The sequence below is a fragment of the Brachybacterium vulturis genome (genome assembly GCF_043641765.1).
GTDB lineage: Bacteria > Actinomycetota > Actinomycetes > Actinomycetales > Dermabacteraceae > Brachybacterium > Brachybacterium vulturis_A.
This window is the reverse complement of sequence record NZ_JBHZRO010000011.1, coordinates 15,861-32,788: the sequence shown is the minus strand read 5'-3', so window position 1 is coordinate 32,788 and position 16,928 is coordinate 15,861. Positions and strand designations below refer to the sequence as shown.

At 71.4% G+C, this 16,928-nt stretch carries 15 protein-coding genes and 1 tRNA gene; 9 read left to right on the top strand and 7 right to left on the bottom strand.

The genetic code is table 11. The annotated features are described in order from the left end of the window. Positions 1-63: 63 nt before the first annotated feature. Positions 64-1,674 (bottom strand): dolichyl-phosphate-mannose--protein mannosyltransferase, encoded by a 1,611-nt coding sequence (locus ACHUEU_RS10035; RefSeq protein WP_394215917.1) that lies wholly within the window; start codon positions 1,672-1,674, stop codon positions 64-66. A 112-nt stretch (positions 1,675-1,786) separates the two neighbouring features. Between ACHUEU_RS10035 and rsmI the strand changes: the two genes are divergently transcribed. Continuing rightward, the gene (gene rsmI / locus ACHUEU_RS10030) at positions 1,787-2,626 is read left to right on the top strand and encodes a 16S rRNA (cytidine(1402)-2'-O)-methyltransferase (protein ID WP_394215915.1); all 840 of its coding nucleotides are present in this window, start codon (positions 1,787-1,789) and stop codon (positions 2,624-2,626) included. A gap of 123 nt (positions 2,627-2,749) precedes the next feature. On the opposite strand, the gene rpmF is transcribed toward rsmI, so the two are convergent. Continuing rightward, complete coding sequence (gene rpmF / locus ACHUEU_RS10025; RefSeq protein WP_089066067.1) at positions 2,750-2,920, bottom strand: 50S ribosomal protein L32; 171 nt, start codon at positions 2,918-2,920, stop codon at positions 2,750-2,752. A gap of 330 nt (positions 2,921-3,250) precedes the next feature. On the opposite strand from rpmF, the gene ACHUEU_RS10020 reads away from it, so the two are divergent. From ACHUEU_RS10020 to ACHUEU_RS10010, 3 genes are read left to right on the top strand one after another with little or no spacing between them, the layout of a single operon-like run. Then, complete coding sequence (locus ACHUEU_RS10020; RefSeq protein WP_394215914.1) at positions 3,251-4,225, top strand: TatD family hydrolase; 975 nt, start codon at positions 3,251-3,253, stop codon at positions 4,223-4,225. Further along, the gene (gene rsmA / locus ACHUEU_RS10015) at positions 4,222-5,109 is read left to right on the top strand and encodes a 16S rRNA (adenine(1518)-N(6)/adenine(1519)-N(6))-dimethyltransferase RsmA (protein ID WP_394215912.1); all 888 of its coding nucleotides are present in this window, start codon (positions 4,222-4,224) and stop codon (positions 5,107-5,109) included. Before ACHUEU_RS10020 ends, rsmA begins: the two co-directional genes overlap by 4 nt. Further along, positions 5,109-6,035, top strand: a complete 927-nt coding sequence (locus ACHUEU_RS10010; protein WP_394215910.1) for a 4-(cytidine 5'-diphospho)-2-C-methyl-D-erythritol kinase — start codon at positions 5,109-5,111, stop codon at positions 6,033-6,035. Before rsmA ends, ACHUEU_RS10010 begins: the two co-directional genes overlap by 1 nt. A gap of 78 nt (positions 6,036-6,113) precedes the next feature. On the opposite strand, the gene ACHUEU_RS10005 is transcribed toward ACHUEU_RS10010, so the two are convergent. Further along, positions 6,114-6,608, bottom strand: a complete 495-nt coding sequence (locus ACHUEU_RS10005; RefSeq protein WP_394215908.1) for a GNAT family N-acetyltransferase — start codon at positions 6,606-6,608, stop codon at positions 6,114-6,116. Positions 6,609-7,334: 726 nt separating this feature from the next. On the opposite strand from ACHUEU_RS10005, the gene ACHUEU_RS10000 reads away from it, so the two are divergent. Beyond that, positions 7,335-9,053 (top strand): HNH endonuclease signature motif containing protein, encoded by a 1,719-nt coding sequence (locus ACHUEU_RS10000; RefSeq protein ID WP_394215906.1) that lies wholly within the window; start codon positions 7,335-7,337, stop codon positions 9,051-9,053. 17 nt (positions 9,054-9,070) lie between these two features. Here the strand turns inward: ACHUEU_RS10000 and ACHUEU_RS09995 are convergent, their stop codons facing one another. The 3 genes from ACHUEU_RS09995 to ACHUEU_RS09985 form a co-directional block, all read right to left on the bottom strand. Then, positions 9,071-10,942 carry an ABC-F family ATP-binding cassette domain-containing protein gene (locus ACHUEU_RS09995; protein ID WP_394215904.1) on the bottom strand — a complete coding sequence of 624 codons (1,872 nt, stop codon included), beginning with the start codon at positions 10,940-10,942 and terminating at the stop codon, positions 9,071-9,073. A 65-nt stretch (positions 10,943-11,007) separates the two neighbouring features. Continuing rightward, a complete protein-coding gene (locus tag ACHUEU_RS09990) occupies positions 11,008-11,541 on the bottom strand; it encodes a MarR family winged helix-turn-helix transcriptional regulator (protein WP_394215902.1) in 534 nt (177 codons plus the stop codon). Between the two features lie 37 nt (positions 11,542-11,578). Next, positions 11,579-12,187 (bottom strand): TetR/AcrR family transcriptional regulator, encoded by a 609-nt coding sequence (locus tag ACHUEU_RS09985; RefSeq protein WP_394215900.1) that lies wholly within the window; start codon positions 12,185-12,187, stop codon positions 11,579-11,581. A gap of 306 nt (positions 12,188-12,493) precedes the next feature. Between ACHUEU_RS09985 and ACHUEU_RS09980 the strand changes: the two genes are divergently transcribed. The 3 genes from ACHUEU_RS09980 to ACHUEU_RS09970 all read left to right on the top strand — a co-directional run bounded on the left by ACHUEU_RS09980 (position 12,494) and on the right by ACHUEU_RS09970 (position 15,137). Beyond that, positions 12,494-12,565, top strand: a tRNA-Gln gene (locus tag ACHUEU_RS09980). Between the two features lie 86 nt (positions 12,566-12,651). Beyond that, positions 12,652-14,160 carry a bifunctional UDP-N-acetylglucosamine diphosphorylase/glucosamine-1-phosphate N-acetyltransferase GlmU gene (gene glmU / locus ACHUEU_RS09975; RefSeq protein WP_394215898.1) on the top strand — a complete coding sequence of 503 codons (1,509 nt, stop codon included), beginning with the start codon at positions 12,652-12,654 and terminating at the stop codon, positions 14,158-14,160. After that, complete coding sequence (locus ACHUEU_RS09970) at positions 14,157-15,137, top strand: ribose-phosphate diphosphokinase (protein WP_394215896.1); 981 nt, start codon at positions 14,157-14,159, stop codon at positions 15,135-15,137. The genes glmU and ACHUEU_RS09970 overlap by 4 nt, the downstream gene beginning before the upstream one ends. Positions 15,138-15,292: 155 nt before the next feature. Here the strand turns inward: ACHUEU_RS09970 and ACHUEU_RS09965 are convergent, their stop codons facing one another. After that, positions 15,293-15,856: a hypothetical protein gene (locus ACHUEU_RS09965; RefSeq protein WP_394215894.1), complete on the bottom strand. Its 564-nt coding sequence runs from the start codon at positions 15,854-15,856 to the stop codon at positions 15,293-15,295. Between the two features lie 352 nt (positions 15,857-16,208). Here ACHUEU_RS09965 and ACHUEU_RS09960 point away from each other — a divergent pair, with 352 nt between their 5' ends. After that, entirely contained in the window at positions 16,209-16,814 is a 606-nt protein-coding gene (locus ACHUEU_RS09960) for a 50S ribosomal protein L25/general stress protein Ctc (RefSeq protein WP_394215892.1), read from the top strand. Positions 16,815-16,928: the final 114 nt, after the last annotated feature.

The following is a 16,928-nucleotide window of genomic DNA, read 5'->3' as shown; positions in this document are numbered from 1 at the left end:
GCGGGCCGGGGGAGGGGGCGATGACCGGATCTCCAGGAGCGGATGCCAAGCAGCTCCGCGGCGTCAGGTCCAGGACGGCAGCCACATGCGATAGCGCCACTGCTCCAGATCGAGCACCTGACCGGTCCAGACGGGCCAGAAGAATGCTGAGACCAGCACGATCAGCACCAGCAGCGAGCCGACGAACAGCCCGCCGGCGAACCGTCGCTCCCGGTCCCCGTCCGCCGAGCCGATCACCAGCGCCATCACGTACGCCAGGCACAGGATCAGCCACGGCGCGAAGGCGACGGTGTAGAACGTGAAGATCGTCCGCTCGCTGAACAGCAGCCACGGGACATAGCCGGCGAGGATCCCCGACAGCGCCGCCCAGGCGCGCCCGTCCCGCCGCGCCACCGCGAGCACCAGCGTCGCGAGGACCGCGAGCGTGCCGAGCCACCAGATCAGGGGGTTGCCGACCGAGAGGATGTGCGCCCCGCACTCGGCGACCTCGCAGCCGTGCTCGCCGTAGTCGTAGGAGCGGTAGTAGAAGTTCGTGGGCCGCAGCTGCAGCAGCCAGCCCCACGGATTGGCCGCATAGGGGTGCTCTGAGTCGAGGCCGACGTGGAAGCCGTAGGCCTGGACGTGGTAGAGCCACAGCGACAGCAGCGAGTCCAGGACACCGCTGCCGGTGGCCACACCCTCCGCCGCCGCGAGGTGACGGTTGTACCCGATCGCGGAGGCGAACCAGCCCGACCACGAGATCACATAGGTGACCAGTGTCGTGCCCACCACCGCGAAGAAGGCCGGGATCGCATCCCTGAGGAGCCCGCCGAGCAGCCAGTCGCGCTGGGCGGCGGTGCGGCGGGCCCACCAGTCCCACAGCACCGTCATGATCCCGAAGACCGCCACGAAGAACAGCCCCGACCACTTCACCGAGCAGGCCATGCCCAGCAGCAGGCCCGCCGTCAGCCGCCAGGGACGCAGGCCGCCGGAGATCCCCAGCGGGGGCGATGCCGCGGAGCTGCTGTGCAGGGTCGCACTGGCCAGCGCGAGTCGTTCGCGGAAGCGATCGCGGTCGATCAGCAGGGCGCCGAACGCCGCCAGCACGAAGAACATCAGGAAGGGGTCGAGCAGGCTGGTGCGGGAGTGCACCAGATGCACCCCGTCGACGGCGAGCAGCAGGCCGGCGATCAGCCCCGCGGTGGTCGAGCGCAGCAGCCGTCGCCCGATCCGGGCCAGCAGCAGCACCGCGATCGAGCCCAGCACCGCCGAGGAGAGGCGCCAGCCCCAGGGATCGTCCGCCCCCAGCAGCAGCATGCCGCCGCCGATCAGCCACTTGCCCAGCGGCGGATGGACCACGTAGGCCCCCTCGGCCTCGTAGCTGTCCACGTCCCCGGCCTCGAAGGCGGCGTCCGGGTCCTCGGGCCAGGCCATCTCCACGCCCTGCTGGGTGAGGGTAAAACCGTCCTTGACGTAATAGGTCTCGTCGAAGATCAGCTCGCCGATCGAGCCCAGGCCCCACAGCCGCAGCACCAGGGCGAGCCCGAACACGGCCATCGCGCCGGCCCAGGCGAGCCGGGAGGCGGGCAGGTCGAACGCCCGCAGCCGCCGTCGGTAGGAGGCGAGCACGGCCCGCGGCTCGTCATCGACGGCGACGCGATGGGCGCGGGATGTCGCTTCCTCCTCCGTGGGCACCCGGACATGCTAGGTCATCGTGGGGAAACGGCCGCGGAACGGTCGGGGACGAGGCGGCGGGGCGCCAGGGGTCCGGGCGAGCGGAGGCGGCAGGGATCGATAGCATGGCGGGATGCTCGAACCCGGAGTCCTGACCCTCGCCGCCACCCCGATCGGGAACCCGCTGGACGCCTCGGTGCGCCTGATGCGGGCCCTCGGCGAGGCGGATCTGATCGCCGCCGAGGACACCCGTCGGCTCCATCGCCTGGTCCGGGAGCTCGAGGTGGTCACCCGCGGCACGATCCTGTCGTATCACGAGCACAACGAGGGCGAACGCACCGGGACGCTGCTCGAGGCGCTGGCGGACGGGCAACGGGTCCTGATCGTCACCGATGCCGGCATGCCGGTCGTCTCCGACCCCGGATTCCGTGCGGTGCGCGCCGCGACCGAGGCCGGGCACCGGGTGACCGTGATCCCCGGACCCTCCGCCGTGCTGACGGCGCTGGCGGCCTCGGGCATCGCCCCGGACCGCTTCACCTTCGAGGGCTTCCCGCCGCGCCGGGAGGGCCGGCGGGCCGGCGCGCTCGAACCGCTCGCGACGCAGGAGCGCACCATGGTGTTCTTCGAATCGCCGCGACGCACCGCCGCGACCCTCGCCTCGATGGCGGCGGCCTTCGGTGGAGCGCGTCCGGCGGCCGTGGCCCGCGAGCTGACCAAGACCTACGAGGAGATCCGGCGCGGCACCCTCGCCGAGCTCGTCACCTGGGCGGAGGAGGGCGAGGTGCTCGGCGAGGTGGTGATCGTGGTGGCGGGCGCGGAGCCGGTGGCGGCGAGCGCGGAGGACCTGGTCGAGCAGGTGCTGGCGCGGGCCGCGGCGGGGGAGCGGCTCAAGGCCGCGGCGAAGCAGGTCGCCCGGGCCCATGCGGGCGTCGGCGCGAGCGAGCTCTACGACCTGGCGCTGAACCGGCGGTGAACCTGGCGGCCGCAGGATCCCACGGCGTCCTTGCACATGACGAGCCTCGTACATGACGACGCCCCGGCCAGTGGACCGGGGCGTCGTCGAGCTTGCTGCGGCGCGGGCACTGCCCGCGTCGACTCAGTCCTCGATCTCGAGGAGGCCGCGCTGGTACGCCTTCGCGAGGCGACGCGGCACGGCGGCCGTGCGGCCACGGACCGTCACCTGCACGAGGTCGGGGTTGTTGGCCTTCCACTGCGAGCGACGGGAATGCGTGCGCGCACGGGACATCTTGAACTTGGGCACTGCCATGGGACGCTCCTTGACGGTCCGGAGGGTGAACGAGCGTTGGCATCCGCCCGAGCAGCGACCCGAACCCGGTCCAACGGAATCGGGGCGCTCGGGTGCACGAAAGGACGCGCAACGACGCCCCATCCTGCCATATCCCGGGATCCTCCGCTCCCTCCGGGCCCGTTCCCTGCCCGTGATCTCTCACACCGCGCGGGGCGGAGCAGGCTCGCGACCCGTCCGACGCGCGACCGGAACGTGCTGGGGCCACCCGGGCGGATACGGCCCGGTCACGGCCCGGCGCCGGAAACCCCCGTGGTCCAGGACGCTCGTCGGCCCTTCTACCATGGTCGCATGTCCTCACCGCACGAGACCCCGCCCGGCCCCACCGCCCCGTCACCGGTGCGCGACCGCGAGGACATCGACCCCCGCGGGAAGAGGCGCGACCGCTCCTGGCCACCGGCGCCCGAGCCGCTGCCCTTCCCGGTGATCGACAACCACTGCCACCTCGACTTCGCCGACGGCGACGAACAGCTCGATGTCCACGACCATGTCGCGCGTGCGGCGGCCGCGGGCATCGATGCGCAGATCACCATCGGCTCGGACCTCGAGGCCGTGCGCTGGACCGCCGCCCTGCTCGCTGCCGCGGACTGCCCGCCCTCCCTGCGCGGCGGCGTCGCCGTGCACCCGAACGAGGCCCCGCTCCATGCGCGCGGACACGACCACGAGGGCCGGGCGCTGCCGGGCCTGGGAGAGGCGATCGCCGAGGTCGCCTCGCTGCTGCGCGGGCCCGGGATGATCGTGGTGGGGGAGACGGGCCTGGACTGGTTCCGCACCTCGCGGCAGGACGAGCAGGCCCGCGCCGCCCAGCTCGACGCGTTCCGCGCGCACATCGCGCTCGCCAAGGAGCTGGACCTGCCGCTGCAGATCCACGACCGCGACGCCCACCGCGACGTGCTCGAGGTGCTCGAGGCCGACGGCGCCCCGGAGCGCACCGTCCTCCACTGCTTCTCCGGCGATGCCGAGTTCGCCCGCGAGTGCGTGGACCGCGGCTGGTTCCTCTCCTTCGCCGGCACCGTCACCTTCAACAACGCCGCAGACCTGCGAGGTGCGCTCGCCGAGGTGGGCCTCGGCCAGGTCATGGTCGAGACCGACGCGCCCTTCCTCACCCCGGTGCCGTACCGGGGCCGCCCGAACTCCTCGTACCTGATCCCGCACACCATGGCGACGATCGCCGAGGTGACCGGCACCGACCTGGAGCAGGCCTGCCGCACGATCCGGGCCACCACCCAGGACGTGTACCGCTGGCCCGAGGACGTGACCGCATGAGCGGCCCCGACGCCGCGAGCGCGGGGATGCTGCTGACGGCCCGGGACATCCGCGAGCTCGCCGAGGCCGCCGGGATCCGGCCCTCGAAGCAGCGGGGACAGAACTTCGTGATGGACCCCAACACCGTCCGCACCATCGTGGACCGCGCCGGGGTGGAGCCCGGCCAGGCGGTGCTCGAGGTCGGGCCGGGACTGGGATCGCTCACCCTGGGCCTGCTCGAGGCCGGCGCCGAGGTGGTCGCCGTCGAACTGGACCGGGGCCTGGCCGAGTTGCTCCCGCTCACCCTCCGCGCCCGCGGCGTCGGGGACGAGCGTTTCCGCCTGGTGCACGCCGACGCTCTGCAGGTCACGGAGCTCCCCTCGCTCCCGCGCGCCGGGGAGCCGACGACACTGGTCGCGAACCTCCCGTACAACGTCGCCACCCCCCTCCTGCTCACCATCCTCGGGCGCTTCCCCTCGGTGCGCACCGCCCTGGTCATGGTGCAGTCCGAGGTGGTGGACCGTCTCACCGCCGGCCCGGGCTCACGCACCTACGGCGGGCCCAGCGTGAAGACCGCCTGGTACGGCCGGGCCGTGCACGCGGGCAGGATCTCCCGGCAGATCTTCTGGCCGGTCCCCAACGTCGACTCCGCACTCGTCGAGCTGGTCCGGCACGAGCAGCCGCTGGGCACCGACGCGGAGCGCGAGACGGTCTTCGCCGTCGTCGACGCCGCCTTCGCCCAGCGGCGCAAGACGCTGCGGGCCGCGCTGGCCGGCTGGGCGGGCTCCGCGGTCCGCTCCGAGCAGATCCTGCGCAGCGCCGACATCGACCCGGGCGCCCGCGGCGAGACCCTGGGCATCGAGGAGTTCCGCGCGATCGCCCGGGCGCAGACGGGGATCCCCTGATGCCGACCGCGCGCCGGCGAGTGGTCGTGCGCGCCCCCGGGAAGATCAACCTGTCCCTGGGGGTCGGCGCCGTCGATGACCGCGGCTATCACGCCCTGGCCACGGTGTTCCAGGCGGTGGATATCTACGAGACGGTCAGCGCCACCCGGGCCGACGAGTTGAGCCTCGAGGTCCATTCCGAGGTGCCGGGGGAGATCCCGCTGGACGAGTCCAATCTGGCCCTTCGTGCGGCGGAGCTGCTGCGCACCGAGTTCGACCTCCGCGACGGCGCCGCGCTCCACATCCACAAGCAGGTCCCGATCGCGGGAGGCATGGGCGGAGGGTCGGCCGATGCCGCCGCCACCCTGGTCGCCCTGGACCGGCTGTGGGGCCTGGGACTGGGCAGCGAGGGGCTGCGGCAGCTCGGCTCCCGGCTCGGCGCCGACGTGCCCTTCGCGATGCTCGGACATACGGCGCTCGGCCGCGGCAACGGAGCGGATCTCACCACCGTGCTCACCCACGGGGAGTGGACCTGGCTGCTGGCCGTCCCCGGCGGGCACCTCTCCACCCCTGCCGTGTTCCGTCGCTTCGAGGAGATCGCCACCGGTGGCGGGCGCCCCCCGGTCACGCATCCCACGGTCGACGAGCGCCAGCTCCAGGCCCTCAGCGGCGGCAACCTCGAGCTGCTCGCCGACACGCTGCACAACGACCTGCAGGCCGCTGCCTTCTCCCTGCACCCGGGGCTGGAGCCCGTCGTCGAGGCCGCCGAGCAGCACGGAGCCCTGGCCGCACTGGTCAGCGGCTCGGGCCCGACGGTCGCCGTGCTGGTGGAGGACGAGGCACAGGCCCGCTCGATCGCGGCGGGCCTGATGAGCGAGTCGCTGGTCGAGTCGTGCCTGGTGGCCAGGGGGTCGGCGGCCGGAGCGAGCGTGCTCGAGGAGGAGTGATGGCGCGATCCCCGGGGTCTTCGGGCTCGCACTCCCCGCGGTCGGCGGCCGGGACCAGGATCGCTGCACCTCTCCCTCTCATCGGACGTGCCGAACCTCGGTGAGGGACAGGCTCTCCTCGAGGCAGCGAGCGCTATCGGCGGCGAAGCCGTTGCGCTCATAGAACCGACGCGCTCGAGGGTTCTCCTCGAGGACCCACAGCTGCGCCGGGGTGTCGGGCCTCAGCACCGCATCGAGCAGCGCCTGCCCTGCTCCTCTCCCGTGGTGAGCCGCCAGGACATAGAGGGATGACAGCTCGAGCTCACGCACGGGTTCGTGCGCCCCGATCGTGCGCGCCGGAGTCGTCATGGCGAACCCGAAGATCTGTCCACCGGTCTCTGCCACGGTGACGGCCGTGCCGCCGTCGAGCCGGCGCCGCCAGCTCTCCGCGCGACGTGACAGCGTGTCCGTCTCCCAGTGCCTCCGGGGGAGCAGCTCGGAGTACGTCTCGACCCACGCCGTGTGGTGCACGAACGCACATCCCCGGGCATCGCCGGAGGTGGCGAGCCGAAGGTGGAACGGCGGATCCGTCATGCCTCCAGTACCTGTGGATCTCGGGACGCCGTGCAATCCCTCGACGGCGCGGACCCCGCCGGCACACGCTCCCGAGACGCGACCTCCGGAGAGAAGGCGGTGGAGGAGATCACCCCTGGCGAGGCAGGGGGAGGTGGGCACACGACGCGCAGTGCGCCGCTGAAACGCCTCGGTGCGGTGGCAGGAGGGGAGCCGTGAATATCTTGCACAGGATCTCTGCAATCGTCCCGAGAGGATGGATGAGAGTGCATCACGAGCATCATCCGATCAAAGAAACGTTCACGATCTCATGCGTCCTGCGAAATGTTCTGAAGCGGGGCGTGCACGCTGAGCACGGAGACGTGCCCTTCGCGGTTCAGAGCACGTGGGTGGCAGACGGGGATTCACGGGCCCTCGGCGACCCGGCCCCGGGGCGTCAGGTCTCGCTCCTTCTGCCGATCCTGCTCCTGCGCACGCTCTGACGTGCACATCGTCCCCATGCCCGGCTGCTCTCTCGCTCGCGATCGAGGCTCGCGGCCGGTCGCACCGTCCCCCTCGGAGACCCCTCGGGACTCGAGCGAGACGCAGCATTCGATGGGCTTCTGCGGTGGTCGCCTGAACGTTGAGGGGTGGCAGGGGCGAATCACCGTTCCTCCCCAGTGGAGGTTATCCACAATGAGCAGCTACTCATGAGTAGGTTCCATAGAGACCTTCCGCTCATCGAATCTCTGTGCGAAAATATGAGGCATGGCACACGAATCGTACGAGGGCGAGGAATTCCCGGGAGTCGGTCGCGACGCTCCCGGGATCGTGCCGTTGCGTGCGACCTCGGGGAGAGGCCCCGAGGGGTCGACCGCGGCGTCGGTGGGGTCCGGAGCACGCAGCGCGCTCTCGATCGAGGCGGGTGTCGACGAGCTCCGGATCGGTGACGTCGACGTGGCGGCAGCCCGTGCCGTGCTCGCCCAGATCGGTGCCGACGGTGCCGCCTCGCTGGATCGGCTGTCGGCCACCGAGACGATCGCCGTGCTGTCCCGGCTGCAGGAGCTGTCCGGTGCGGTGGCCGCGGTCCAGGCACGGGCGCTGATCCGCCTGGAGGAGGCGGTCAAGGAGGACTGCCGGCGTCGTGAGGAGACGCCGGAGCAGGCGCTGAAGATCGCACGGTCCGAGGTGTCGACGGCGCTGAAGCAGTCCCGGTCCTGCGCCGGTCAGTCGATGGCCTCCTGTCGCCGCCTCGTCCGCTCGATGCCCGGCATGCTCACAGCACTCGCCCGCGGACAGATCGTGCCCAGTTCCGCGCACAGGGTGGGGCGCACGATGGCGCCGGCGAGCCCCGAGCAGCGCGCACAGGTCGATCAGATCCTCACCGCCCACCTGCCCTACCTCGAGGACTGCGGTCCGGAGGAATGGGGCGGTGAGGCGGAGAAGGTGCTGCACGGACTGGATCCGCAGGGCGCCGCTGAACGACATCGCACGGCGAAGCAGGAGCGCAGCGTTACCGTGCGCCGCGGCGAGCACGGCATGTGCACTGTCACCGCGCGCCTGCCCGGGCTCGACGGCGCCCGCCTTCGCAAAGGGCTCTCGATCGCCGCGGAGAAGGCCCGCGCCCACGGTGACCGGCGGGGCCATCAGCAGATCATGGCGGACCTCTTCGCCGACGCGCTGATCGGTCGCGGCGAGGGGATCGATCCGTCCACGCTGGAGATCGGCGTGATCATCACCGACCGCTCCCTCCTCGCCCCCGATCACGCCGACGCCGCCACCATCGAAGGCTACGGCGCGGTGCCCTTCGAGCACATCCGCGAGGAGATGCGCGAGGCGATGGCGTCCGTGGCGGAGGATCCGGAGCTCGCGATGACCCTGCGCCGGCTCTTTACCGATCCGGAGGACGGCCAGCTCGTCGCCGTCGAATCCACTGCCCGCAGCTTCCCGCCGGCGCTCGCCCGCTTCCTCCGGATCGCCCACCAGACGTGCCGGGCGCCCCACTGCGATGCGAGCATCCGCCAGAACGACCACATCGTCCCCTGGTCGCAGGGTGGCCCCACCTCCCTGGACAACGGCAATGGACTCTGCGCCGCGGACAACCAGAAGGAGGAGTCCGGGCAGAGCGCGCGCGTCGTCCATGACGAGAACGGGACGCGCCGCACCGTCGAATGGACCACCCGCTACGGGCAGACCTCCCACCGCCGCAGCATCAACTTCGACCCGCTCGGCACGGGAGCGCGACTGCTCCGCGGAGCTGACGGCACGGCTCGCCCCAGGCCCGGGCCCGGCTTCCGACCACCCGACGGCGAGCCGGAGGACCCGCTCCGCCGCGCTCTTGCGCTGATCGATCCGCACCCGGCAGTGCGAGAGCGCCACAGGGAACAGCACCGTCTCGCGCCGCGGCGCCGGGATCACGTCTTCTTCCCGCACCTCACGCTCATCACCGACCGGCCATGGCGCGGCCTCGAACCCGGCGCGGCGTAGCGTGACGGCGGATCCGCTCAGCCGAGCAGCTCCGACAGCTCCAGCCAGCGCTCCTCGAGGCTCTCGATCTCGCCCTCGACCTCGCGCAGCTGTGACGTGATCTCCGCCAATCCCACATAGTCGGACTGGTCATGGTCGGCCAGCTTCGTGTGCAGGGAGGTCGTCTGCCGCTCGAGCTTCTGCATTCTGCGCTCCACGGCCCCGAGCTCCTTCTGCGCCGCATGCGACTCCGGCCCGGAGAGGGTCGCCGCCCCCGCGGCCGATGAGTCGGCTGCGGCGCCGGATGCCGATGACGTGCCGGTGCCGGTGCCGGTGCCGGCGCCACCGGAACCGGCTGCGCCGCCAACTGCGCCGCCGATGCCCGTCGGCCTCGCCCCTGCCGCCGTCTGCGCAGCCCGCAGCTCCAGATACTGCTCCACCCCGCCCGGGACGTGGCGGACCGTGCCGTCGAGCACCGCGTACTGGATGTCGGTGACGCGCTCGAGCAGATAGCGGTCGTGGGAGACCACCAGCAGCGGACCGGGCCAGGTGTCCAGCAGGTCCTCCATCGCCGCGAGCATGTCCGTGTCCATGTCGTTCGTCGGCTCGTCGAGCACCAGGATGTTGGGCTCATCCAGCAGTGTCAGCAGCAGGTCCAGGCGTCGCTGCTGCCCGCCGGAGAGCGCTCCGACCTTCACCTTCTGATGCGCGGCGGTGAACCCCAGCCGCTCGAGCAGCTGCCCGGGCGTGACCTCGTCCTTCCCCGAGCGGAACGTGGTGCGGTACCTGCCCACCACATCGCTGACCCGCGACTCCAGATGCTCCTGCAGGCCCTCCAGCTGCTGGGTCACCTGCCGCACGGTGACGGTCTTGCCCCTCTTGACCCGGCCGGCCTGCGGCTCCAGCTCCCCGGTGATCAGGGCCAGCAGCGTCGACTTCCCGGCACCGTTGGGGCCCAGCACCCCGATGCGGTCCGCGGGGCCGATGTGCACGGTGACATCGCGCAGCACGGTCACGTCCCCATAGCCGGCGTCCACGTCGAGCACGTCGATCACGTCCCGACCCAATCGCGAGGTCGCCAGCTGCGTCAGCGCGACGGAATCGCGCACCGGCGGCTCGTCGGAGATCAGCTCGTTCGCGGCATCGATGCGGAACTTCGGCTTCGACGTCCGCGCGGGTGCGCCGCGGCGCAGCCAGGCCAGCTCCTTGCGCATCAGGTTCTGCCGCTTCGACTCGATCGCCGCGGCCTGTCGGTCACGCTCGACCCGCTGCAGCACATAGGCGGCGTAGCCGCCCTCGAAGGGTTCGACGACCCCGTCGTGCACCTCCCACATCCGGGTGCAGACCGCGTCCAGGAACCAGCGGTCGTGGGTGATGACCACGAGGCCGCCGTCCTTGCGACTCCAGCGGCGACGCAGGTGCTCCGCGAGCCAGGAGATGCCCTCGACGTCGAGGTGGTTCGTCGGCTCGTCCAGCAGCAGCACGTCCCAGTCGCCCACCAGCAGCTCTGCCAGGTGCACGCGGCGCAGCTGCCCGCCGGAGAGCGCGGTGAGAGGCGAGCCCAGGTCGATGCCCTCGAGCAGCCCGGACAGCACATCGCGGATCCGCGGGTCCGAGGCCCACTCGAACTCGGGCCGATCGCCGACCACGCGGTGGCGGACGGTGGTGTCCGCGGTCGCCTCGTCCTGCTGGCTGAGCACCCCGACCCGCACCCCGCCGCGCACGGTGACGCGGCCCTCGTCGGGCGTGCTGAGGCCCGCGAGCAGGCGCAGCAGCGTCGACTTCCCGTCGCCGTTGCGCCCCACCACGCCGATGCGGTCGCCCTCGTCGATGCCGACGGTGATGTCGTCCAGCAGCACCCGATCGGGCAGGGAGACGTGCAGGGACTGGGTGCCGAGCAGATGAGCCATACGAAGAGGTCCTCAGGAAGTGCGGAAGGTCGGGGCGGACGGGGCGATGGTCTCACCGCCGCAGCTCACCGCTGGGGAGGGTCGTCCACCTCGAAGGTCAGCAGCAGGGAGCGCAGGGTGTCGGCCAGGGCGGAGCGCCCGTCGGGGGCCAGCGGCTCGAGCAGCTCCTGCTCCGCCTCCAGCAGCTTCTCCATCGCCGCATCGATCCGGGCGACGCCGTCGGCGCGCAGGCGCACCTCGACCGCGCGGCCGTCGTGCGGGCTGCGGTTCTTGCTCACCAGGCCCCGGGCGACCAGTTTGTCGATCCGGGTGGTCATGGTGCCGCTGGTCACCAGTGTCTCGTGCATCAGCGCGCCGGGGGAGAGGGCGTCGTCGCCGCTGCGCCGCAGTGCCGAGAGCATGTCGAACTCCCACCCCTCGAGGCCCGCGTCGGCGAAGGCGCCGCGCCGGGCGACCTCGAGATACCGTGACAACCGGGAGATGCGGGAGAACACCGCCAGCGGTGCGACGTCCAGATCATCGCGCACCGCACGCCAGCCCGCGACGATGCGGTCGACCTCGTCGTGGCGCGGTGCGGCGGCGTCTGGCGTGGTGGGCATGAGGCGAGTCTAGGGGCCGGACCGCTGCGGGCTCCGGTCAGCCGGCCTCGTGCTCGCGCAGCGCAGGCTGCTTCTGCAGGGCGCTGAGCCCGTACCAGGAGAGGTTCACCATGCGGGCGGCGACGATCTCCTTCGCGGGGCTGCGCGTCTCCAGCCACCACTGGCCGGTGTACGCCACCATCCCGACGAGCATCTGGGCGTACAGCGTGGCATCGCGCGGCGGGTAGCGGTGCAGACGCAGCTGAGTGGCGAGGATCTCCTCGACCCGCTGCGCGACATCGGTGAGCAGGGAGGAGAAGGTGCCGACGGCGTGGCTGACCGGCGAGTCGCGCACCAGGATCCGGAAGCCGTCCTCGTTCTCGTCGATGTAGGAGAGGAAGGTGAGCGCCGCCCGCTCCATCAGCACCCGGGGATGGGAGCGCTGGTCCTTCAGCGAGTTCTCCAGATCGCTGAGCAGGGTGGAGACCTCCCGGTCCACGACGACTGCGTACAGGCCCTCCTTGCCGCCGAAGTGCTCGTACACGATCGGTTTGGAGACCTTCGCACGCGCCGCGATCTCCTCGACGGTGGTCATGTCGAAGCCCTTCTCGGCGAACACCCGCCGGCCCACCGTGACCAGCTGCTCACGGCGCTCCGTGCCGGACATGCGCGTCGTCCGTGCGCGAGAGACTTCCTTCTCCACCATGGCGGGAGTCTCCCACACCGGTGACCCACCGGTCAGCGACGGGGAGCGAGGCCGGACGACCCTGAGCGACGGCGAGGCCGTGAGCGCCGCCGGCCCGGGGCGGCCCCGGGAGTCCGGCGCGGCTCATGGGCGCTGCGGCCGGGGGAGGGCGAGCCCCGAGCGGGGCCCGACGACCGCCGGCCGGACGGTAGGATCGGGCCGCGCCCGCGGCGCCGCCAGTCCCACCGGCGCCCGGTGGACGCATCGACGGCGCGCCGATGGTCGCGATCCGCCATGGTGTAATCGGCAACACCTCAGATTTTGGTTCTGAAGTTTCAGGTTCGAGTCCTGATGGCGGAACGCCCATCGCCCGGATGGTGATGTCGCAGGACGACCGCGGCGCCGCCGCATGCCCCACCCGTCGAAGACCTCGAGGAGCCGCTGACGTGGGAATCGAAGAGACCACCGCCCCCGCCGCCGTGATCGTTCTGGCCGCCGGTGCCGGGACCCGGATGAGATCCCGGAGACCGAAGGTCCTCCACGAGATCGGGGGCAGGTCGCTCCTCGTGCACGCCGTCACCGCGGCCGAGGGCACCGGGCCCGCCGAGCTGGTCGTCGTGCTCCGTCACGAACGGGACCGCGTCGCCGAGCATCTCGCCGAGCATGCCGCCGAGGTCACCGTCGCCGACCAGGACGAGATCCCCGGCACCGGGCGCGCCGTCCAGTGCGGTCTCGAGCAGGTCACCGCGAGCGAGGGCACCGTCCTGGTCACCTACGGGGACGTGCCGCTGCTGGACCCTGCCACCCTGCGCGAGCTGGTCTCCGCGCACGAGGCTGCCGGGGCCGCCGCCACCGTGCTCAGCGCCCGCGTCCCCGATCCGACCGGCTACGGGCGCATCCTGCGCAGCAAGGACGGCTCCGAGGTGCTCGGGATCGTCGAGCACAAGGACGCCGACGACGCCCAGCGCGAGATCGACGAGATCAACTCCGGCATCTACGCCTTCGACCTCGCCGTGCTGCGCGATGCGCTCGGGCGCCTCGGCACCGACAACGCCCAGGGCGAGATGTACCTCACCGACGTCCTCGCGATCGCCCGGGGCGATGGCCGTGCGGTGCGGGCCGTGGTCACCGAGGACGTGATGATGGTCGAGGGCGTCAACGACCGTGTTCAGCTCGCGCAGCTCGGCGCCGAGATGAACCGCCGCATCCTCGAGCGCCACCTGCGCGCCGGCGTCACGATCGTCGACCCCGCCACCACCTGGATCGACGCCGACGTCAGCATCGGGCAGGATGCCGTGATCCTTCCGGGCGTCCAGCTGCACGGAGCCACCGACATCGGTGAGGAGGCCGTGATCGGCCCCGACACCACCCTCCGTGACACCGAGGTGGGCGCCGGGGCCGAGGTGGTCCGCTCCCATGCGCTGCTGGCCGTGGTCGGCGCCCGCGCCGCCGTCGGCCCCTTCTCCTACCTCCGCGCCGGGACGGATCTCGGGGCCGAGGGGAAGATCGGCGGCTTCGTCGAGACGAAGAACGCGACGATCGGCGAGAGCGCGAAGATCCCGCACCTCAGCTACGTCGGCGATGCCGACATCGGCGAGGGCACCAACATCGGTGCCGGCACGATCGTGGCGAACTACGACGGCGTCGACAAGCACCGCACCACCGTCGGCCGCCAGGTGCGCGTCGGCGCCGACAACGTCCTGGTGGCGCCGGTCACGATCGGCGACGGGGCGGCGACCGGGGCCGGGACCACGGTGCGCAAGGACGTCCCCGCGGGGGCGCTGGGCGTCAGCGCCGTCTCGCAGCGGAACATGGAAGGATGGACCCTGCGACGCCGTGCGGGGACTGCGGCCGAGGCCGCGGCACGCGCGGCCCTCGGCACTGACGATGAGTCCGCTGCCAGGACGCCTGCAGGAACTGCCGCCGACGAGCACAAGGAGCACGAGCAGCGATGAGCGGAATCGTCACCACCGGGGAGAAGCGCCTGGTCCTCGCGTCCGGGCGGGCCCACCCGGTCCTCGCGCAGGAGGTCGCCGACGAGCTCGGCGTCGAGGTCCTGCCGATGGACGCCTGGGACTTCGCCAATGGCGAGATCTACGTGCGCTACGGCGAGTCCGTGCGCGGCACGGACGTCTTCGTGCTGCAGTCCCATCCCGCCCCGATCAACACCTGGGTGGTGGAGCACCTCATCATGATCGACGCGCTCAAGCGGGCGTCGGCCAAGCGGATCACCGCGATCGCGCCGAGCTTCCCGTATGCGCGTCAGGACAAGAAGCATCGCGGACGCGAGCCGATCTCCGCGCGGCTGATGGCCGACATGTACGAGACCGCCGGGGTGGATCGCATGATCTCCGTGGACCTGCATGCCCCGCAGGTGCAGGGCTATTTCGAACGGCCCGTCGATCACCTGATGGCGCTGCCGATCCTCGCCGCCTACATCCAGGAGAAGTACGGCCAGGAGGACCTCGCCGTGGTCTCCCCGGATGCGGGCCGCATCCGGGTGGCGGAGCAGTGGGCGAAGAAGCTCGGCGGCGTCAACCTCGCGTTCATCCACAAGTCCCGCGACCCCAAGCGGCCCAACCAGGCCGTGGCCAAGCGGGTGATCGGCGATGTCGAGGGCAAGACCTGCATCCTGGTCGACGACATGATCGACACGGCCGGCACCATCGTGCAGGCGGCGGACGCCCTGGTCGCCAACGGGGCGGACTCGGTGGTCATCGCGACCACCCATGCGATCCTCTCCGATCCCGCCACCGAGCGGCTGAAGACCAGCTCGGTCCGGGAAGTGATCTGCACCAACACCCTGCCGGTCCCGCCCGAGAAGCAGTTCGACCGGCTCACCCAGCTGTCGATCGCACCGCTGCTCGCGCGGGCGATCCGCGCCGTCTTCGACGACGGCTCGGTGACCAGCATCTTCGACGGCGAGGTGTGATCGACGTGCTCCGGGGTCCGAGACGGTAGGAGAGCGGCGGGACGCACGCGACCTGCGAAGCGGGCCCGACGTTCGACTGCGACGGCCGGCACCGCGTCCGAAGACGGAAGGATGCCGAACGTCGCAGTCGTGGTCCCGGGGGCCGGTGCCGCGGCTCAGATCAGGAAACGATTGCCCTTGACCAGCCGGTGCCACGGCTTCCCGAGGCCCACGTGGTCACCGGCGGCGAGGCCGGCCATCGCGATCACGGCGACCGCCATCAGCAGATGGGTGTCGTAGAGCGGATTCGAGGCGATCGGGAAGGCTGCCAGGTACATCAGTGTGTACATCGCCGCCGCGGCGACGGCCGCCACCCGCGTGCCGATGCCGAGCATGAAGGCGACGCCGACACCCAGCAGACCGAGCATGAACAGCACATCGGTGAGCGGGTTGATCGCGAGGAACAGGTCCCAGGCACCCGCGAACGGGTTGCCGCCGGCGATCGATCCGCCCAGGAAGCCGCTGGTGGGGGATCCTCCACGGAGCCAGGCCCCCTCAGCGGAGGTCGAGAAGCCGAGGCCGAAGGTCTTGTCGAGGAAAGCCCACAGGAAGGTGAAGCCGACCATCATCCGGGCGATGCCGAGGGCGCTGTAGCCCCAGCTCCGCTTCTCGCCGCCGACGGCGGCGGCGTCGGTCGCGACGACGGTGGGGAGTGACGACGGGGAGGTGGAGGCAGTCACGGCGGAAGCCTTTCGGTCGGTCCCGGGAGGGACTCGGTGGGGTTGTTGTGACAAGTACAGAATAGGAGCGTCGAGGCGTCCCGAGAGGGGACCTAGGTCATTCGAAATGCACCGTGACCTGGGGGATGTTCGTCCCTGCGCGGGAGCGCGGAGTCTGCGGTGCGGCGCCGCTCACGTCGCCGCCGTCCCTGCGCGGGGAGCGTGCTAGTCTCACCGGGTCACTTCGGCGAGGGAGCGGGCGCCAGCCCCTCCGTGATCGACGCGGTGCGGAAATCCGGGAGCGGGTCACCCCTCCCTGTGCCCCGTGGCGTCGCTCATCGTCGAGCCACCCCTCGTTGAGGAGCACACCCCCATGGCTGAGAAGCTGAACGTCGAACTGCGCGAGAACTTCGGCAAGGGCGCATCGCGTCGTCTGCGCGCCGAGAGCCGCATCCCCGCCGTCCTCTACGGACACGGCGAGGCCCCCCTCCACCTCTCCCTGCCCGGGCACGACACCGCTCTGGCGGCCCGCAATCCCAACGCGCTGCTCGAGCTCTCCCTCCCGGACGGCGCCCAGCACCTCGCGCTCATCAAGGAGATCCAGCGCCACCCGCTGAAGCGCTCCCTGAACCATCTCGATCTGATCACCGTCCGCAAGGGCGAGAAGGTCGAGGTGGAGATCCCGGTGATCCTCACCGGCGATCCCGTCGCCCCGGCCGCGGCCTTCGTCGAGCTGCAGACCCTGACCCTCCTGGTCGATGCGCTCCACGTGCCCGAGCAGGTCGAGATCGACGTCGAGGGCACCGAGGACGGCTTCCAGGTCTTCGCCGGCGACGTCTCGCTGCCCGAGGGCAGCGAGCTGATCTCCGACGTCGAGCTGCTGGTCGCCAGCGTGGCCCTGCCGCGCGTCGAGGAGTCCGAGGACGAGGAGTCCGAGGGCGCCGAGCCGGCTGCCGAGGAGCCCGCCGAGGAGGAGTGACCGCTGCGGAGCGCGCGAGGCGGGGACCCTGCCCTCGGCCCGCTCCGTTGCTCACACCCCAGGGACCGGGGCGTCGCGCTCAGCGCGGCGCCCCGGTACTGTGTCCGGGGTCGT